We start from the raw sequence: 16,174 nt of genomic DNA, 5'->3' as shown, positions 1-16,174 counted from the left end.
TTTGCTATGGGTGGGCCCATGGACAATGTGACATTAGTGAGTGGTCAGAACGCTGGCGAGATTGCGCAGTGGATTGCAGCCCGGTTGGGCGATGCGCTTGCGAAAACGCCCGGCGAAACCGCGATGAGTGTGCCGGGCGGTTCCACTCCGTTTCCGATTTTTGAAGAGCTTGTAAAAGCGCCGCTTGATTGGGCGCGCATCGCCGTTTGGCCGGGGGATGACAGGATTGTGCCAGAGGACCACGCAGCGTCCAACACTGGCAAGATCCGCGCGATTTTTGAGCCTGTGGGCGCGCGCGTCGTCACGCTTACCGAAGGCGCGCAGCCGCCGCATTTCGCCCTGTGTTGGATGGGAATGGGCGGAGATGGGCATATCGCCTCGCTCTTTCCCAATACCGACCCGCAAGTGGATGATCGCCGCGCCATCCGCAGGCTCACCCCCGATCCTCTCCCCCCCGAAGCGCCCTTTGACCGGATTACGCTCACCATTCCATCGCTTCTCAACAGCGACGCTTTGATGTTTGTGATCCGGGGCGATGATAAGCTCGGCGTGCTCGGTGCTGCGATAAAGGGGGAGCATGATTTGCCGATTGCGCGTCTTTTGGGTGCAGCTTCCCAATCGGTCACATGCTTCACCTGATTGAGAAGTCTGCCGAGCGTGTGTTGCCAGCGCCGCTTCACCGGGCTCTCTTGCAGATTGCGCACCGCGTCCGCCACCGCTGGCGCAAATGGCGCAAAACTCCCATTTCCGGGATCAGCGTGATCGTCACCAATGAAGCGGGCGAGGTGATGCTCCTGCGCCATTCCTATGGCCCCAAAGCGTGGGGGCTGCCCGGTGGCGGGATGTCGCCGGGAGAGGACCCGCACGATTGCGCGCGGCGCGAACTGCGCGAAGAGGTGGGGCTTGAGGTGGCCGCATTGAAGCCGCTGGGAGTTTTGAACGAGACGCTTTCAGGCTCTCCGCACACATCGTACCTGTTCACGGTTGAGGTGAATACCTTGCCCCAACCAGACGGGCGCGAGATTGTGGAGGCGCGGTTCTTTCCTGACGATGCGCTCCCCCAATTGCTCACCCGCAATGTGCCTAAACGCATCGCAATCTGGCAGGCTTATAAAAGCGACAGCTGAGCGCTATCCTCTTTTTGCCCTTCCTCGCCATGATCGAGGTTGGACAAGGTCAGCCCCATCAGGCGTATCGGCATGGGCAGGGGCAACGCTTCTTCCAACAGCTCACGGGCAAGCTTGGCCCATTCCTCTTTCGTCTCGATCCAGTGGGTGACCGATTTGGAGCGCGTCATGTTTTTAAAGTTGTTGAACTTCATTTTCAACGTGACCGTTCGCCCGCGCGCTTTTGTCCGCTCAATGCTCTCCCAGACGTATTCGATCGTATTTTCCAGCGTCTCGCGCAGCGCCGCGCCGCTGGAAATATCCTCGCTAAAGGTGCGCTCCCCGCCTACCGACTTGCGTACACGGTGCGCGCTGACAGGGCGAAGGTCGACGCCCCGCGCAGCGCGGTAGAGGTAATCGGCAAAGCTGCCAAAATTGGATCGTAAAAACGCGATATCCTTGGTCGCCAAATCTGCACCCGTTTCAATGCCGAGCCGCCTCATCTTCTCTTCCGCCTTGGGCCCGACCCCGTGAAAGCGGCGAATGGGAAGGCCAGCCACGAAATCAGCGCCTTCGCCGGGGCGCACCACAAAAATCCCATCGGGCTTGTTCTGGTCGCTCGCGATCTTGGCGAGGAATTTGTTATACGAAATGCCAGCGCTCGCCGTCAGCCTGGTCTTGGCGCGGATTTCCTGCCGGATGAGTTCCGCAATGCGGGTGGCGGACCCAATGCCAAGCCGGTCCTGGGTCACATCAAGATAGGCCTCATCAAGGCTAAGCGGCTCCACCAGCGGTGTGTGGTGTTCAAAGATGCGGCGGATCTGGCGGCTGGCTTCTTTATAGGCGTCAAAGCGGTGGCGCACGAAGATAAGATCGGGGCAAAGCCGCTTTGCCGTTACCGAGGGCATGGCGCTTTTCACCCCGAATTTGCGCGCTTCGTAACTCGCTGCGGCGACCACACCGCGCCCGCCTGAACCGCCCACTGCCACGGGTTTACCGCGCAATTCCGGGTTATCGCGCTGCTCTACGCTTGCGAAAAACGCGTCCATATCGACATGGATGATCTTGCGCAGGCCTCCTGCTTCATTGGCTGCTTCGTTGGCTGCTTCGTTGGCTGCCTCATCGGGCAATTCATCAAAGTTGCGCGTCGTGTCAGCCATCGCTTTAAACTAGTGCGTTTCCCCTTACGAAGAAAGTATCGCAGTGGCGGCGCTGGAACCAAGCGGGCTTCCACCCATTTTGTGCATATGCGAAACAATCTGTGGCCATCCTTGTCGTGAGTGTGCAAAGGCGCAGCATGTCCGCGTCGATCCCATCCCATTCTGGTCCTGCCAGACCTGAGCAAAGGCCGCTGGGTCAGCGCGAATTGATCGTGCTGATGGCGATGCTGATGAGCCTCCAGGCGTTTGGCATTGACGCGATGCTGCCAGCGCTTGGCGATATTGCGCGCGACCTGTCAGCGCAAGGCAATGACCGCCAGCTGGTGATCGGGATCTATTTCCTTGGCGCAGGGATCGGGGCGCTTTTCCCCGGAGCCTTGGCGGACCGATTTGGACGCCGGCCCATCTTGTTCATATCGCTTGTGACCTACATCGGGTTCTCGCTTGCGTGTATGTTTGTGCCTGATTTCCAAAGCCTTTTGATCATGCGCTTCACCCAAGGTTTGTGCACCGCTGGCCTCAGTGTGCTTCCCGCAGCGGTCGTGCGCGATCAGGTGGGCGGCGACAAGATGGCAAAGCTGATGAGCCTTATCATGATGACGTTCCTCGTCGTCCCACTGATCGCGCCTGCCATTGGACAGGTGATCTTGATGGTCGCTGGATGGAAGGCGATTTTTGGCTTTATGGCGTTTATGGGCATCGGCGTTGGCGCCTGGGCCTATTTCCGGATGCCGGAGACACTTGCGCCTGAAAATGCGCAGCCCATCCGCCCCGGAGCGATCGCGCGCAATATGGCTCAGGCGCTCTCAAATCGCAGCGCAATTGGCTATGTGATCGGCTCATCGCTCGTCTTTGGGTCGCTTTTTGGCTTCCTCAATTCCTCGCAGCAATTGATCGCTGAAAGCTTTGGAATGGGCGATTATTTCGCGTTTATCTTTGGCGGCTGCGTTCTTGGCATGGTGCTCGCCAACTTCCTCAATTCGCGCATCGTTGAACGCTTTGGCGCGCGCCGGGTGAGCCACGCCGCGCTGTTTGCCTTTATCGTCTCTGCAAGCCTGCAAATGTGGTCGGCGAGCGATGGGCAGCAGACCGTGTGGGAGTTTCTCCCGCTGTTGAGCATCAATATGGCGATGCTGGGTTTTGTGGGCGCGAATTTCTCGTCCATCGCAATGCAGCCGTTCTTCCATATCGCAGGCGCGGCAAGTTCAATCCACACCGCTTTGCGCATGACCGCAGGGGGCGCTCTCGGAGCGCTTATCGGCGCTGCTTACGACGGCACGGCGTTCCCATTGGCAACGGCGATGGTCGTGTGCTCGATAATGACGCTTTGCATCGTGCTTTTCAGCGAAAAGGGCAAGCTGTTCACCCGCCCCAATGGCTAGCCGTCGGCCTTAAGCTTGCGCCAGGCGAGATTGGCATATTCGCACAAGAGAGGCCGCGTGTCGCGCGGGTCGATGATGTCCTCGACGTTGAAGAGTTCTGCTGAGCGGAAAGGCGAGGTGACCTTGTTGAGGCGTTCCTTGATCCTGGCAAGTTCTGCCTCGGGGTCATCGGACGCGGCAATTTCGGACTTATACGCGACTTCCAAACCACCAGCGATAGGCAGGCTCCCCCAATCGCCGGACGGCCAGCAATAGCGATATTGGTACAAATCCGCATTGCTCATGGCGCTCCCTGCAATACCGTAAGCGCGGCGCATGACCACGCTGGCGAGCGGCACGGTGGCGCGGTAGATCGCGTTCATCGCTTGGACTCCGTAGCGGATCGTCCCCGCCATCTCCGCCTCGCGCCCGATCATAAAGCCGGGGTTGTCGACCAGATGCACAATCGGCAGGCGAAATTGATCGGCGAGACGCACGAAGCGTTCGACCTTTTCGCTCGTTTTTGCTTCCCATGAGCCACCCAGATAGCTGGGATCGCTCGCGACCACGGCCACGGGCCAACCATCGAGCCGGGCAAGCGCGGTGATCGCCGCGCGGCCCCAGTTCTTGCCGATCTCAAACACGGTGCCTTTATCAAGGATCAAATCCATCGCGCGGCGCATGGAATACACCTGCTTGTCCTCGCGCGGGACGAGGGAAAGCAACGCTTCCTCGCGCCGGTCTGCGGGGTCCGTGGGTTCCACGCGGCGCGCGTGCTGGCCCACGTGTTCGGGCATAAAGGAAAGGAAATAGCGCGCCCTTGCGAACGCCTCTTCCTCGCTCGCCACCTCATCATCGACCACGCCGTTGCGGGTGTGAATGTCGACGCCGCCGAGCTCTTCCTTGGCCTGTTGGTGGTCCTCAGCGCTCTTGTAAGCCTCGCCCAGGCCATCGACCACGGCAGGGCCAGCGGCAAACAATTGCGAAAGCCCGCGCACCATGATCGAATAGTGGCTTGCCGCTATCCGCGCCGCGCCAAGGCCAGCGGTTGGGCCAAGCGCCAGAGCCACCACGGGCACGGTGTCGAGGTTCTTGACCGTATCGCCCCAGCCGGGAACCGCCGGAATGTAGGTCGCGCCGATTTGCTCGAGTGTTTTGACGCTGCCCCCGCCGCCGGTGCCGTCGACCATCTTGATGATGGGGAGCTTTAGCTCATGCGCCATCTGCTCGGCCTGCACCATCTTGCGCCTGATGCCAGCATCCGCTGCGCCCCCGCGAATGGTGAAGTCATCTGCGGTGGCAACAACGGGGCGACCGTTTACTGTCGCCTTGCCGAAAAGGAAGGGGGCGGGGGTAAGGCCTGCAAGGTCGCCGTTTTCGTCATAGTGGCCCTTGCCAGCGATCTTGCCAATCTCGCGAAAAGAGCCGGGGTCGCAAATCGCATCAAGCCGCGCGCGCGCATCCATCTTCCCGCGAGAATGTTGGCGCGCGACCTTGTCCGCCCCGCCCATTTCTTCGGCCAGCGCCTCGCGGCGGCGTAGTTCTTCGAGTTCTTTTTCCCAGGTCATGTCCCACCCATAGGCAAACCGTCATCCCAGCGAAAGCTGGGATCTAGGGCGGGGTGGTGCGAGATTGCCTGAGACCCCAGCTTTCGCTGGGGTGACGAATGTGGCTGGTGGTGAGAGCATCCCACCCCGCTGCGGCTAAGCCAGCAAGCTGGCAAGTCTCGCTCCCCTCCCGCTTGCGGGAGGGGTTGGGGGTGGGCCTATTCCGCAGGCTCCACCACACAAAGCACCGCTTCGACCTGCACTTGCCCGCCTTGGGAAGCCTCGAGCCCCGTAACCGTCCCATCAAAGGGCGCGGTGAGAGCATGCTCCATCTTCATCGCCTCCAACACCATCAACCGCTGCCCAGCGGTGACTTGGTCGCCCTCGGCCACATCCACAGCGATGACCTTGCCCGGCATGGGCGCGAGGATCGCGCCGTCGGCTGCGGAGGCGGAGCCTGTGCCATCCTCTCGGTCAGAAGTTATCCTGAAAGCTGCACCGTCTTCGAAGAATGTCCGAACATCGCCGTCCTTGACTATTGTGCGACGATATCCGTTCCAGACCTCGTTATCGCTAAGCTCAACGGTTTGAGCCTCGCCATCAACCCGCAACCTCACCTCGTGATTTGGTTCGCGGTTGAGACGCAATCCTCGTATTGACTGGAGCATAAGACTGCCGTCCGCTGGATGGTGCTCAGTCACTAAATCGTCAGCGGCCGACTCAAGTAATGCCAGCGATGCTACCGGCGGATTGATCAGTCTTTCCTGATGTTCGCCGATGAAGCCTGTGCTGAGGTCGCCGACCCTAAAAGATGTCTCTGCCAGGAGGCGCGCAAGAAACCACGCGTTGGTTCGAACAGGTTCGATTTCAACGTCGAGACAAGCATCGAGCAGGTCCTCAATAGCTTCCTCACGATCCTCACCCCAGCTTATCAATTTGGCGACCATAGGGTCATAGAAGGGTGAGATTTCATCACCTTCCTCGACGCCAGTATCCACCCGGTCTCCTTCGATTGAGAGGTGTTCCAACCGCCCCGTACTCGGCAAAAACCCCTTCGCCGGGTCCTCCGCGTAGAGCCGCGCCTCAATCGCCCATCCGTTGATGGAGAGCTCGTCCTGCTTCAGCGGGATCGGCTCGCCGCTGGCCACCCTTAGCTGCCACTCGACCAAATCTACGCCGGTGATCTCTTCGGTGACGGGGTGTTCGACCTGGAGCCTGGTGTTCATCTCCATAAAGAAGATGCGGTCAGCCCGGAGCCCTTCGCTGGCATCAGCGATGAATTCGATTGTCCCTGCGCCCTCATAGTCTACCGCTTTGGCAGCGCGCACGGCGGCTTGGCAGATTTCCTCGCGGGTGGCCTCGTCCATGCCCGGCGCAGGGGCCTCTTCGATCACCTTCTGGTGGCGGCGCTGGAGCGAGCAATCGCGCTCGAACAGGTGGACGACATTGCCGTGGCTATCGCCGAAGACCTGCACTTCGATATGGCGAGGCGAAGTGATCCATTTCTCGAGCAGGACTTCATCATTGCCAAAGCTCGCCTTGGCTTCGCGCTGACAGCTTTCTAGGGAGGCCGCGAAATCCGCAGGGTTGTCGACCTTGCGCATTCCCTTACCGCCGCCGCCTGCGACCGCTTTGATCAGCACAGGATAACCAATTTTCTCGGCCTCAGCGGAGAGGCGGTCCAATGATTGGTCTTCGCCAAGATAGCCCGGTGTCACCGGAACGCCTGCTGCAATCATGCGCTCTTTAGCGGCATCCTTAAGGCCCATCGCCTCAATGCTTTCCGGCTTTGGCCCCACCCAAATGAGCCCCGCCTCAATCACGGCTCGCGCAAAGTCTGCGTTTTCTGAAAGGAAGCCATAGCCCGGATGTATCGCCTCTGCGCCTGTCTCCTTGGCAGCGGCAATGATCTTTGCGCCCACAAGGTAGCTTTCAGCCGCCGGCGAGGGCCCAATATGCACCGCCTCATCGGCAGAGCGGGTGTGCAGCGCCTTGGCATCCGCATCGGAATAGACCGCAACCGTCGCAATGCCCATCTCGCGGCAGGTGCGCATAATCCGGCAGGCAATCTCGCCCCGGTTGGCGATAAGGAGTTTTTTGATCATTACTGGTCGTCTCTGATTTCTTCGACGGGAAAGCCCGGAACGCCAAGCCTTTCGCACTCGCTCGGGCGCTCCATCGTGAAGCTCGTGTTGGCAATCTTCCAGCCCTCGACAGTGCGCACAAGGCTTAGCGAATTGATCCCGCAATGGGAAAGCTCGTAATTCACCCAAAAGGAATAGGGGCCCCATGCGTGCGCCATATCCCCGTCAATCAGCACGCTGGTAAATGCCATGTCCTCGATATAGCGCGCATCGCGCTTAGCCCAGTTTTCAAGGTGCATGGCAACCGGCAGGTGATCGACGCGCGGGTTGTCAGGGTCCATCCTGTTGTGGACGAAAATCATCGCTTGCGGAATCATATGGCCCGCAATGTCGGTTTTATCGTCGCTCGCGATCGCATTCATAAAGCCGTTTACAGCCAGCTTTACCGCATTTTCCGCTTCTGATTGGTGATCGCCTTCAAGGGCGGGTGTGGCCCCCAATAGGAACGGCGCGGCTGCAAGTGTCAGAAGTCCTCTCATGAGCGAAGGGACTAGCGCAACTTTATTACATTGGAAACTATTTGCCTCATTCGTCATCCCGGACTTGATCCGGGATAACCCTTTATGGCGGCGCGAGGCCGATGGGGTTGTCCTGAAACAAGTTCAGGATGACGTTTCTTTGGCACTGATGACGGTGTGCACTAAGCAGGCCTAAAATCCTTGATGCCCCATGTGATCTCCCCGTCGGGATGCTTTTCGCGGTTGATCGCAGCGGAGAGAAAGGCGCGCATGCCGTAGAGCGCTTTTTCCCAGCGGGGTACGAAGGTGCGGCTGTTCCATGCCTCGGTGCCTCGGTCGCGGACCTTGCGCCCGATTGCGCCGTAAATGCGCGCGGCGGCGAGCACGGCCCAGCGGCTGCGGAAGGGGAGGCGTTCTGCGCCCACTCGCGCGGCGGCCTCGTGTTTCTCGACGAGGGCCACAAGGCGCGCAGCCATTTCGGCAAGTTCCTCGCGGTGGTGGGGTTTTGTGTGTTGGCCCGGCTCAATATCCTGTTCGACCAGCCAGTTGATGGGGAGATAGCAGCGTCCGGCAGCATCATCCTCCACGATATCGCGGGCTATGTTGGAGAGCTGGAAGGCTAGCCCCAAATCGTTGGCGCGGTCGAGTGTGTCCTGATCCTCGGGGTCTACGCCCATGACCACCGCCATCATCACACCAACGGCCCCCGCCACGTGGTAGCAATAGCGCATCATATCGGCTTCGGTGCGCGGCCTCCAATCGTCGGCATCAAGGGCGAAACCGGCGATCACGTCCTCGGCCATGGCGGGAGTGAGGCCGCATTCTTCGGCCACCACTCCCAGTGCGTCGAAGGCCGGGTCGCCGGTGGGCTTGCCCTCGAAAGCAAGGGCCGTGAGCCGGCGGATATGGGCGAGGCGCTCGTCCAAGTCGGATTGATCGCCCAGTTCCCCGCCAAGCACCTGATTGTCGGCAATATCATCGCATTGGCGGCACCAGGCATAGAGCAGCCATGCGCGCTCTCGCGTTTTGCTATCGAACAATTGCGATGCGGCAGAGAAGCTCTGCGAGCCGTGTTTGATCGTTGCCCTAGCGTGGGCGACCAATTCAGCGCGTCTTTCGGGGTTCACCATTCTTGTTTCTCGTCATTCCGGCGAAGGCCGGAATCCAGCCGACGTTTGCGAGGAACACAACGGTTATCTGGACCCCGGCCTTCGCCGGGGTGACGAAAGAGGTTGGTGCTCACAAATCATCCGCCTTCATCCGAAAGATCGGAGTGTGGGGTTCGTAAGCTTTCATTTTTTCGATCAGATCATCGATTGTTTGCGCGTGCACAAGGATGCCGGAGTGCACCGGCCGTACAAAGCCGACATCGGACATTCTCTGGTTGAACGCGATCAGCTCATCATAAAAGCCAAAGGCGTTGAGGAGGCCCACGGGGTCTGAATGATAGCCAAGCTGCGCCCAGCTCATCGCTTCCCACAATTCGTCCATAGTGCCCACGCCGCCGGGCAGGGTTACGAACCCATCGGAGAGGTCGGTGAAGCGCTGTTTGCGTTCATGCATGCCCGAAACGGTGATGAGTTCATTGCAATCGTGATTGGCAACCTCGGAATTGGCGAGCGCTTCGGGGATGACCCCGATCACCTCGCCGCCCGCATCAAGCGCGCCTTTCGCAACCGCGCCCATAAGGCCCAGCCGCCCGCCGCCATAAACGGTGCCGATGCCCCGTTCGGCGAGGGCTTTGCCTACTTGCGCGGCGAGTTCCATATAGCGCGGGTCTTCGGGCGTGGCCGAACCGCAGTAAACAGCGAGACGTTTCATTGTTGGGGTGTGTAACTCCATTGCGGGCCGCAAACATGTTTGAAAACCGCAGCCTTAATGTCCTCATCTCTGGGATCATTGTCCAGTGGCTCAAATTCGCCAAAGGGCTTTTTGATATTTTTTGTCCAGTCTTCACCAATGACCGGTTTGGAAATGGCGACGAGAGCATAGCTGACACGATCACAGTCAATCGCCATACGAGCGTCAATGAAATAGAGCTGCCCGCTGCGATCCATTTCAGCACCGCGCATGAGGACGGTTGCAAAGGTCTTATCGTCGCCGACGTAATCAGGTTGGTCAGCCCGGTCGAGCAGCACGACTTCCTCTCTGGACTTTTTGATATGCTCGATCACATCCCATTCGTGGATGTGACTTTCATCGGCAAGCTCAGAGAGAGGCAGCGCAAGGGTAGCGGTGAGCAAAGCGCTGCCGTTCGCCGGCTCTTCCAACGCTTGCGAACTTTCGCTCTGATTTTCCGGCGTCGCCACCGTGTGCGACAGATTTGCGACTGTCGCAGCGAGCTGGGCGGCGAGTAAAAGGGACATCATACCCGATTATTTGACCGACAGATCTTCAAGCATCAGCCCCGCCGTTGCCTTCGCGCTACCGACCACTCCGGGGATACCAGCGCCCGGGTGTGTCCCTGCGCCCACGAGGTAGAAATTGTCGATCACATCGTCGCGGTTGTGGCCGCGCATGTAGGCGCTTTGCCACAGGACCGGCTCAAGGCTGAACGCGCTGCCCATATGGGCGTTGAGGTCTGCCTGAAAGTCCTTTGGTGCGTAGCTGAATTTGGTGACGATCCGGTCGTGGATGTCGGGGATCAGGCGGCGACCGATCTCGTCCAAAATCGCCTTTTCAAACTTGGGTCCTTCGACGTCCCAATCAATCGGCATCTTGCCAAGGTGGGCGACGGGGACAAGCGCGTAGAATGTGCTCATGCCCTTGGGCGCCATCGATGGGTCGGTGACGGTCGGGTGGTGAAGATAGATCGAAAAATCCTGCGGCAGAACGCCGTGCTTGTAGATGTCGTCGACCAGTTCCTTGTAACGTGGGCCAAACAGGATCATGTGGTGGGCAATACCGGGCCACGACCCCTCAAGCCCAAAGTGTACGACGAATAGCGAAGGCGAATAGCTTTTGCGAGCCAATGACTTAGCGTATTTTCTGCCACGGTCGGATTCGCCCAGAAGTTCCTTGTAAGAGTGCATGATGTCGGCGTTTGAACACACCGCGTCAAAGCGCTCTTTCCAACCGCTCTTCGTTTCAACCTCGGTCGCTTTGGTCCCTTGGGTGTGGACCTGAACCACCGGATCGCCGATGCGCATCGTGCCGCCGAGGCGTTCAAAATGGCGCACCATTCCGGCGATCAACCGGTTGGTCCCGCCGCGCGCCCACCAGACACCGCCGTCTTTTTCAAGCTTGTGGATCAACGCATAAATGGCGCTGGTCTTCATCGGCGAGCCGCCGACAAGCAGCGTGTGGAAGCTGAACGCTTCGCGCAGGCGCTCATCCTTGATGTAGCTTGAGACCATATCGTAAACGCTGCGCCATGCGCGCTCTTTAACAAGGGCAGGGGCGGCTTTCAGCATCGACTTGAAATCGAGGAACGGCACCGTGCCAAGCTTCACATAGCCTTCCTCGTGCACGCGCGCCGAATATTCGAGGAATTTTTGATAGCCGATCACATCGTCAGGATTGAGCTTCGCGATTTCGGCGTTCAATTCCTCATCAACGTTCGAATAATCGAAGTTTGTGCCATCGGGCCAGTTGAGGCGGTAGAAAGGGTGAACCTTCATCAGCTCGACATCTTCGGAAATGTCGTGGCCGGTCAGCTCCCACAGTTCTTTCAAACACGGCGGGTCGGTGATGACCGTGGGGCCAGCATCGAAGGTAAAGCCGTCTTTTTCCCAGAAATAGGCGCGGCCACCGGGCTTGTCGCGCGCTTCGACGATGGTCGTTTGAATGCCATGCGATTGCAGCCGCAGTGCTAGCGCCAAGCCGCCAAAACCGGAACCGATCACACAGGCGGTGCGGCCTTTGTATTTTTCGGCGATCACCGGATTAATGCCGCGCTCGCCAGTATTGGCTGGCGCAAAGTCGAGCCCTGGAGCGATGTTTTGATCGGCGTTCATGGCCTTTTCTCCGTTTGCAATTCTTCATCGAGCGCCGCCTGAGCGACCCCCCTGTCGGATTTTTCCGACTTGAGCGCCGGACCCGATTTGAACATGGCCAGGATGGCCGAGTGTATAGCTACGGGGGGCTCCCCCCATAGGACGCGCACCTTATCGAAGGTGTTTGAGCGCGCGGCATAGAACCGCTCGATCAACCCTTCGCGAAGTCCGTAAAAGCGTTGGAACACCTTGACGCGCTTCTCCGGCTTGGCCGCGAAGAACAAGAAACGCGCAAGCAGCCGGTAGTATCCCGTCTTTGACCAATGGCGGCGTGCGCGGCTGTCAAAAAAGGCCGCCAATTGCTCGCCCGAGAGGTCAGGTTGCTCGGCCATGGCAAGCGCGTTTTCGACCGCGACGCACATGGTGTAGCTGGTCAGCGGATGGGTAAACCCGCCGCGCGCGCCCGCAATGGCAACGCCGGGAATGCGCACTTCGTCCTGATAGGCGGAAAAATCGCCGCCCGTCAGGACCGGCAAGACGCCTGCTTCGTGATGAACGGGCGTGCCGTTCTCCCAACCGTTTGCGCGGGCATATTGGTCTATCCGGCCCGACAAGGCATTGCGGTCAAGCAGCGGGTCATCGGCGTAATAGGTGTCTTCGATAAAGACATCGTGGCTTCCCAAGGGAAGAACATAGACGAACCGGTATGAACCGCCATTACCGTGCGGCGCAAGCTGGTCGACGGTTGCGTCCATGATGACCGGATTTTCCACCCCGTGCGGTTCTTGCAGCCGCATATGTCGGCCAAGAAACACCTGCCAGCCGCCCTTGAGATGCGCGCTTGGTTTGAAGCTGCGGCAGTCGATGACACTGCGCGCGTTGATGCGGGTTGCGGGGCCATATTGCGACGGCGCCAAATCCACGCCGCGCGCGTCCAAACCCACCGCTTTGCGCCCCAGGATTACCGATCCTTCGGGCAGAGCGCGCAAAAGCCCTTCGTGGAAATCGGTCGATGCCATCGAGCGATAGGCGGTCTTCAGCTTGCGGCGATATTTGGGAAAGCGCACCTCGTATCCGCCCTCCCAATCGGTCTGGCGAAAGTCGGCAAGTAGCGCACGGCCGGCGTCGGAGAGGTCGCTGTCAAACCAGCTCCACCGGTGATTGCCGCCGATGGTGCGCCCTGCCTCGATCACGCGGATGCGAAATTCGGGCCGCGCACGTTGGAGCGCAAGCGCAATCAACCCGCCAGCAAGTCCGCCGCCAACGATTGCGCAGTCGCAACTATCGTCATTGGGGACGCTATCGATTTCTGAGTCGCTCATCTGCGTAAAGGCCCTAGGACACACGCAGTGTGGGGGCAACGCTACAGTGGGTATTCCTCGAATACTCTTGCGCGTTTACCGCTTTTGATTCAGGATTTTGCGCATGGCATTACTCAAACCGACCCGGATGACGATTATCGTCTCCATCATTATCGCACTGGCGACCGTTGGTATCCTGCTTGGCATGAACCGCCCGCCGATCTGTGAATGCGGATATGTGAAGCTGTGGCATGGCGATATCAATTCGATGGGCAACAGCCAGTATATCGCCGATTGGTACACCCCCAGCCACATCATCCACGGACCGATTTTTTATGCGTTTGGGTGGTTGTTGTTCGCCAAATGGAAGATTGGCGGCGAAGGCGCGGTCAAATGGGGACTGCCGCTGGCCGTGTTCCTAGAGGCCGCTTGGGAAGTTCTGGAAAACACACCGATGGTGATCGACCGGTTCCGCTCTGTCACCGCCAATTGGGGATATTCAGGCGATAGTGTGCTCAATTCCTTTGCCGATATCGGCTGGATGGCCTTCGGGTTTTACCTTGCGATGCGATTGCCGGTGAAGGTGACGATTGTTGGTGCAATCGTGCTTGAGGTGCTGGCAGCATGGGTGGTGCGCGACGGGCTGACGCTGACGGTTATCATGCTGCTGTTCCCGATTGATGCTATTGCGCAGTGGCAGGCAGCGGGCGCGGGCGGCGCTTAAGTACAGCCTAGGTAAAGGCCGGCCACCGTATCGGGGGAACCCCATCACATCCAAAAGGTTGTGTGGGCAAAACGGAGTTCCCCCATGCGATCAGGTCAAACATATCGAAAATTTGCAGCAATTGCTTTGGTTGGAGCGATCGCGAGCCCACTTTCCGCGAATGAAGGTGAGCCTTCAGAAAGCGCGGCCTTAGATAGTGAAGCGCCGCAAGGGCAGGCTGGCCCACCGCCCGGAGTTGCACCGGGAGCTGGCGGGGAACGACCGCCCTTTGAAAAGCCCGTGTTCGACGAAACATGGGCCACTGTCGGCATCGGGGTGGGGCTCGTACCAAGCTACTCGGGCTCAGACGACTATCGCCTTTTCCCGCTTCCACTGGTGGTCGGGCGCGTGGGCGGTATCGGGATCAGCCCCAATGGTCCGGGATTTACCCTCAATTTTCTGACCCAAGACCTGCCTGCGGGCCCTCCTACAGATTCCCAAGACCCGACTTTTTCCTTTGGGCCATCATTTCGTTTCCGCAATGACCGTGCCAACCAGATACAGGACGACGTGGTCGAGCTTGCCGAACGGCTCGACACCGCACTTGAAGTGGGGGCAAGCGGCGGTGTCTCCTTCCCAAGCGTCTTTCGCCCGCGCGACCGGATCAGCGTCTCTACGCAGGTGACATGGGATGTGCTTGGCGCGCACGACGGGATGATTATCTCACCCAGCGTCGGCTATTTCACGCCCATAGGCCGCGCAGCCAGCCTGCAACTTGGCGCAAGCGTTAGCATAGTCGATGATAGCTATGCCGATTATTATTACACAGTGACGCCTGCGCAAAGCGCGGCCACGGGGCTCGCGCAATTTACCGCAGATGGCGGTATTGAATCGCTCGGCCTCACCGCAATTGGCACTTATGATCTGGACGGTAATGCCTTGAACGGCGGTTTTGGCATTTACGGCATTGTCGGATATTCGCGCCTTGTAGGTGATGCAGCCGACACGCCTTTCACATCGGTGCGCGGCACGCCCAACCAATTGTTTGGCGGCATCGGGGTTGCTTACACTTTCTAAAGTCTGACCCCTTGCCAGACGGTCGCTTGCGTTCCATCACTGGCGCGAGAGAGAACGACAAAGGGGCCTCAACCATGAAAAAATTCAACCCACTGCGTAGCTTGTGCGCGAGCGCCGTCTCCGCCTTGGCATTGATGGCAACGCCGGCGGCTGCTGACACGCTGATCTATGCAGGCAGCGTCATTACCGATGCAGACAGCGAGCCCACAGGCCCCAAAGTGATCGTGGTGGTTGATGGCAAAATCCAGTCGATTTACGAGCCCGGCGCGGCACCCGTGGCCGAGTGGGAGGCGCGGGGCACCGAGCGCATCGACCTGTCGGACAAGACCGTCCTTCCCGGCTTGATTGACCTTCACGTCCATTTGTCGGGTGATCCGTCGGGCGAGTTCTGGCGCGCCGCCACGACGCCGCCGGAATATTCGACCCTGATCGCGGCCAAAAACGCGCGCATCACCGCGCTTGCAGGCTTTACCACCGTGCGCGATCTTGGCAGCCGAACCGATCAAGCCACACAGTCGCTGCGCCGGGCAACGGCCGAAGGGATTGTGCCGGGGCCACGGGTTGTCGCCGCTGGACGCACGATCTCCATCGTTGGCGGGCACGGCGATGTGTCCGGCTTCACCCGCAATGTGAACGAGCAATTGGCCAGCGGCTTTGCCTGCACCGGCCCTGTCGAATGCGCGCAAAAGGTGCGTCAGGCCTCGCAATATGGCGCAGATGTGATCAAGATTACGGCCACCGGCGGCGTTCTGTCACAGCAAGGGCGCGGGCTTGAGGCGCATTTCAGCAATGCGGAAATGGTCTCAATCGTTGAAACCGCGCAAAGCCTTGGCCTTAATGTTGCGGCCCACGCCCACGGTGCGCGCGGGATCGAAGATGCCGCACGAGCAGGCGTCCAGACCATCGAACACGGCACCTATATCGACGAAGACGCAGCGCGCGCAATGAAGGACAGCGGCACCTATCTCGTGCCCACGCTGATGGCGTTCCAAGGCATCAAGGGCGGCCTTGGCAATGGCATTTACACCCCCATCGTTGAGGAGAAAATCCGCGTGGTCGCGGCCTATGCTGACAGCATTATCGAGCGCGCGATTGAATACGGCGTGCCGATTGCCTTTGGCACCGATGCAGGCGTCTTCCCCCACGGCGAGAACGCAGGCGAATTTGCCCTGATGGTGAAGGGCGGAATGAGCAACCAGCAGGCGTTGGCAAGCGCCACAACCGTGGCCGCAGGCGTGCTGGGCATGGAAGACGAGATCGGTCAGATCAAGGCGGGTTTTTCCGCCGACATTATCGCAGTCGATGGCAATCCGCTGGCCGATGTGACCGTGCTCGAAGACGTTGACTTCGTAATGGTGCGCGGGCGGGTGATTGAGTAGGCC

General features: G+C 59.3%; 15 protein-coding genes. 6 read left to right on the top strand and 9 right to left on the bottom strand.

Annotation, left to right across the window (positions count from 1 at the left end):
* Positions 1-18: 18 nt before the first annotated feature.
* Positions 19-639: a 6-phosphogluconolactonase gene (locus EH31_RS05780; protein WP_034958607.1), complete on the top strand. Its 621-nt coding sequence runs from the start codon at positions 19-21 to the stop codon at positions 637-639.
* A complete protein-coding gene (locus tag EH31_RS05775; RefSeq protein WP_034958604.1) occupies positions 627-1,127 on the top strand; it encodes an NUDIX domain-containing protein in 501 nt (166 codons plus the stop codon). Before EH31_RS05780 ends, EH31_RS05775 begins: the two co-directional genes overlap by 13 nt.
* On the opposite strand, the gene dinB is transcribed toward EH31_RS05775, so the two are convergent.
* A complete protein-coding gene (gene dinB, locus EH31_RS05770; RefSeq protein ID WP_034958603.1) occupies positions 1,109-2,266 on the bottom strand; it encodes a DNA polymerase IV in 1,158 nt (385 codons plus the stop codon). The genes EH31_RS05775 and dinB overlap by 19 nt on opposite strands.
* 137 nt (positions 2,267-2,403) lie before the next feature.
* Here dinB and EH31_RS05765 point away from each other — a divergent pair, with 137 nt between their 5' ends.
* Positions 2,404-3,648, top strand: coding sequence for a multidrug effflux MFS transporter (locus EH31_RS05765; RefSeq protein ID WP_034959115.1), 1,245 nt, complete (start codon positions 2,404-2,406; stop codon positions 3,646-3,648).
* Here EH31_RS05765 and EH31_RS05760 read toward each other — a convergent pair.
* The 8 genes from EH31_RS05760 to crtY all read right to left on the bottom strand — a co-directional run bounded on the left by EH31_RS05760 (position 3,645) and on the right by crtY (position 13,033).
* The gene (locus tag EH31_RS05760) at positions 3,645-5,195 is read right to left on the bottom strand and encodes an acyl-CoA carboxylase subunit beta (RefSeq protein ID WP_034958602.1); all 1,551 of its coding nucleotides are present in this window, start codon (positions 5,193-5,195) and stop codon (positions 3,645-3,647) included. The genes EH31_RS05765 and EH31_RS05760 overlap by 4 nt on opposite strands.
* 197 nt (positions 5,196-5,392) lie before the next feature.
* Positions 5,393-7,279 (bottom strand): acetyl/propionyl/methylcrotonyl-CoA carboxylase subunit alpha, encoded by a 1,887-nt coding sequence (locus EH31_RS05755; RefSeq protein ID WP_034958599.1) that lies wholly within the window; start codon positions 7,277-7,279, stop codon positions 5,393-5,395.
* Complete coding sequence (locus EH31_RS05750; protein ID WP_152553466.1) at positions 7,279-7,797, bottom strand: hypothetical protein; 519 nt, start codon at positions 7,795-7,797, stop codon at positions 7,279-7,281. Before EH31_RS05750 ends, EH31_RS05755 begins: the two co-directional genes overlap by 1 nt.
* Positions 7,798-7,958: 161 nt before the next feature.
* Positions 7,959-8,906 (bottom strand): phytoene/squalene synthase family protein, encoded by a 948-nt coding sequence (locus EH31_RS05745; RefSeq protein WP_034958596.1) that lies wholly within the window; start codon positions 8,904-8,906, stop codon positions 7,959-7,961.
* Positions 8,907-9,015: 109 nt separating this feature from the next.
* The gene (locus EH31_RS05740) at positions 9,016-9,597 is read right to left on the bottom strand and encodes an LOG family protein (RefSeq protein WP_034958595.1); all 582 of its coding nucleotides are present in this window, start codon (positions 9,595-9,597) and stop codon (positions 9,016-9,018) included.
* On the bottom strand, positions 9,594-10,145 hold the full coding sequence (locus EH31_RS05735; protein ID WP_034958593.1) for a hypothetical protein: 552 nt from the start codon (positions 10,143-10,145) through the stop codon (positions 9,594-9,596). Before EH31_RS05735 ends, EH31_RS05740 begins: the two co-directional genes overlap by 4 nt.
* A 6-nt stretch (positions 10,146-10,151) precedes the next feature.
* Positions 10,152-11,732, bottom strand: a complete 1,581-nt coding sequence (locus tag EH31_RS05730) for a phytoene desaturase (RefSeq protein ID WP_081853237.1) — start codon at positions 11,730-11,732, stop codon at positions 10,152-10,154.
* Positions 11,729-13,033, bottom strand: coding sequence for a lycopene beta-cyclase CrtY (crtY, locus tag EH31_RS05725; protein WP_034958591.1), 1,305 nt, complete (start codon positions 13,031-13,033; stop codon positions 11,729-11,731). The genes EH31_RS05730 and crtY overlap by 4 nt, the downstream gene beginning before the upstream one ends.
* 103 nt (positions 13,034-13,136) lie before the next feature.
* Between crtY and EH31_RS05720 the strand changes: the two genes are divergently transcribed.
* The 3 genes from EH31_RS05720 (at position 13,137) to EH31_RS05710 (ending at position 16,171) form a co-directional block, all read left to right on the top strand.
* On the top strand, positions 13,137-13,736 hold the full coding sequence (locus tag EH31_RS05720) for a DUF2585 family protein (RefSeq protein ID WP_034958587.1): 600 nt from the start codon (positions 13,137-13,139) through the stop codon (positions 13,734-13,736).
* 279 nt (positions 13,737-14,015) lie between these two features.
* Positions 14,016-14,792, top strand: coding sequence for a MipA/OmpV family protein (locus tag EH31_RS05715; protein WP_206742012.1), 777 nt, complete (start codon positions 14,016-14,018; stop codon positions 14,790-14,792).
* 74 nt (positions 14,793-14,866) lie between these two features.
* Positions 14,867-16,171, top strand: coding sequence for a metal-dependent hydrolase family protein (locus EH31_RS05710; RefSeq protein ID WP_051698965.1), 1,305 nt, complete (start codon positions 14,867-14,869; stop codon positions 16,169-16,171).
* The last annotated feature ends 3 nt before the right edge of the window (positions 16,172-16,174 follow it).

The sequence above is a fragment of the Erythrobacter longus genome, from assembly GCF_000715015.1.
Lineage (GTDB): Bacteria > Pseudomonadota > Alphaproteobacteria > Sphingomonadales > Sphingomonadaceae > Erythrobacter > Erythrobacter longus.
The sequence above is the reverse complement of the archived record's forward strand: the minus strand, read 5'-3'. Positions and strand labels throughout refer to the sequence as shown.

Excerpts from the sequence above, each read along its gene's own strand:
- EH31_RS05755 (WP_034958599.1), bottom strand. The coding sequence starts at position 7,279 with ATGATCAAAAAACTCCTTATCGCCAACCGGGGCGAGATTGCCTGCCGG.
- EH31_RS05745 (WP_034958596.1), bottom strand. The coding sequence starts at position 8,906 with ATGGTGAACCCCGAAAGACGCGCTGAATTGGTCGCCCACGCTAGGGCA.
- EH31_RS05720 (WP_034958587.1), top strand. The coding sequence starts at position 13,137 with ATGGCATTACTCAAACCGACCCGGATGACGATTATCGTCTCCATCATT.
- EH31_RS05710 (WP_051698965.1), top strand. The coding sequence starts at position 14,867 with ATGAAAAAATTCAACCCACTGCGTAGCTTGTGCGCGAGCGCCGTCTCC.
- EH31_RS05730 (WP_081853237.1), bottom strand. The coding sequence starts at position 11,732 with ATGAACGCCGATCAAAACATCGCTCCAGGGCTCGACTTTGCGCCAGCC.
- EH31_RS05735 (WP_034958593.1), bottom strand. The coding sequence starts at position 10,145 with ATGATGTCCCTTTTACTCGCCGCCCAGCTCGCTGCGACAGTCGCAAAT.
- EH31_RS05750 (WP_152553466.1), bottom strand. The coding sequence starts at position 7,797 with ATGAGAGGACTTCTGACACTTGCAGCCGCGCCGTTCCTATTGGGGGCC.
- crtY (WP_034958591.1), bottom strand. The coding sequence starts at position 13,033 with ATGAGCGACTCAGAAATCGATAGCGTCCCCAATGACGATAGTTGCGAC.
- EH31_RS05765 (WP_034959115.1), top strand. The coding sequence starts at position 2,404 with ATGTCCGCGTCGATCCCATCCCATTCTGGTCCTGCCAGACCTGAGCAA.
- EH31_RS05740 (WP_034958595.1), bottom strand. The coding sequence starts at position 9,597 with ATGAAACGTCTCGCTGTTTACTGCGGTTCGGCCACGCCCGAAGACCCG.
- EH31_RS05760 (WP_034958602.1), bottom strand. The coding sequence starts at position 5,195 with ATGACCTGGGAAAAAGAACTCGAAGAACTACGCCGCCGCGAGGCGCTG.
- EH31_RS05775 (WP_034958604.1), top strand. The coding sequence starts at position 627 with ATGCTTCACCTGATTGAGAAGTCTGCCGAGCGTGTGTTGCCAGCGCCG.
- dinB (WP_034958603.1), bottom strand. The coding sequence starts at position 2,266 with ATGGCTGACACGACGCGCAACTTTGATGAATTGCCCGATGAGGCAGCC.
- EH31_RS05780 (WP_034958607.1), top strand. The coding sequence starts at position 19 with ATGGACAATGTGACATTAGTGAGTGGTCAGAACGCTGGCGAGATTGCG.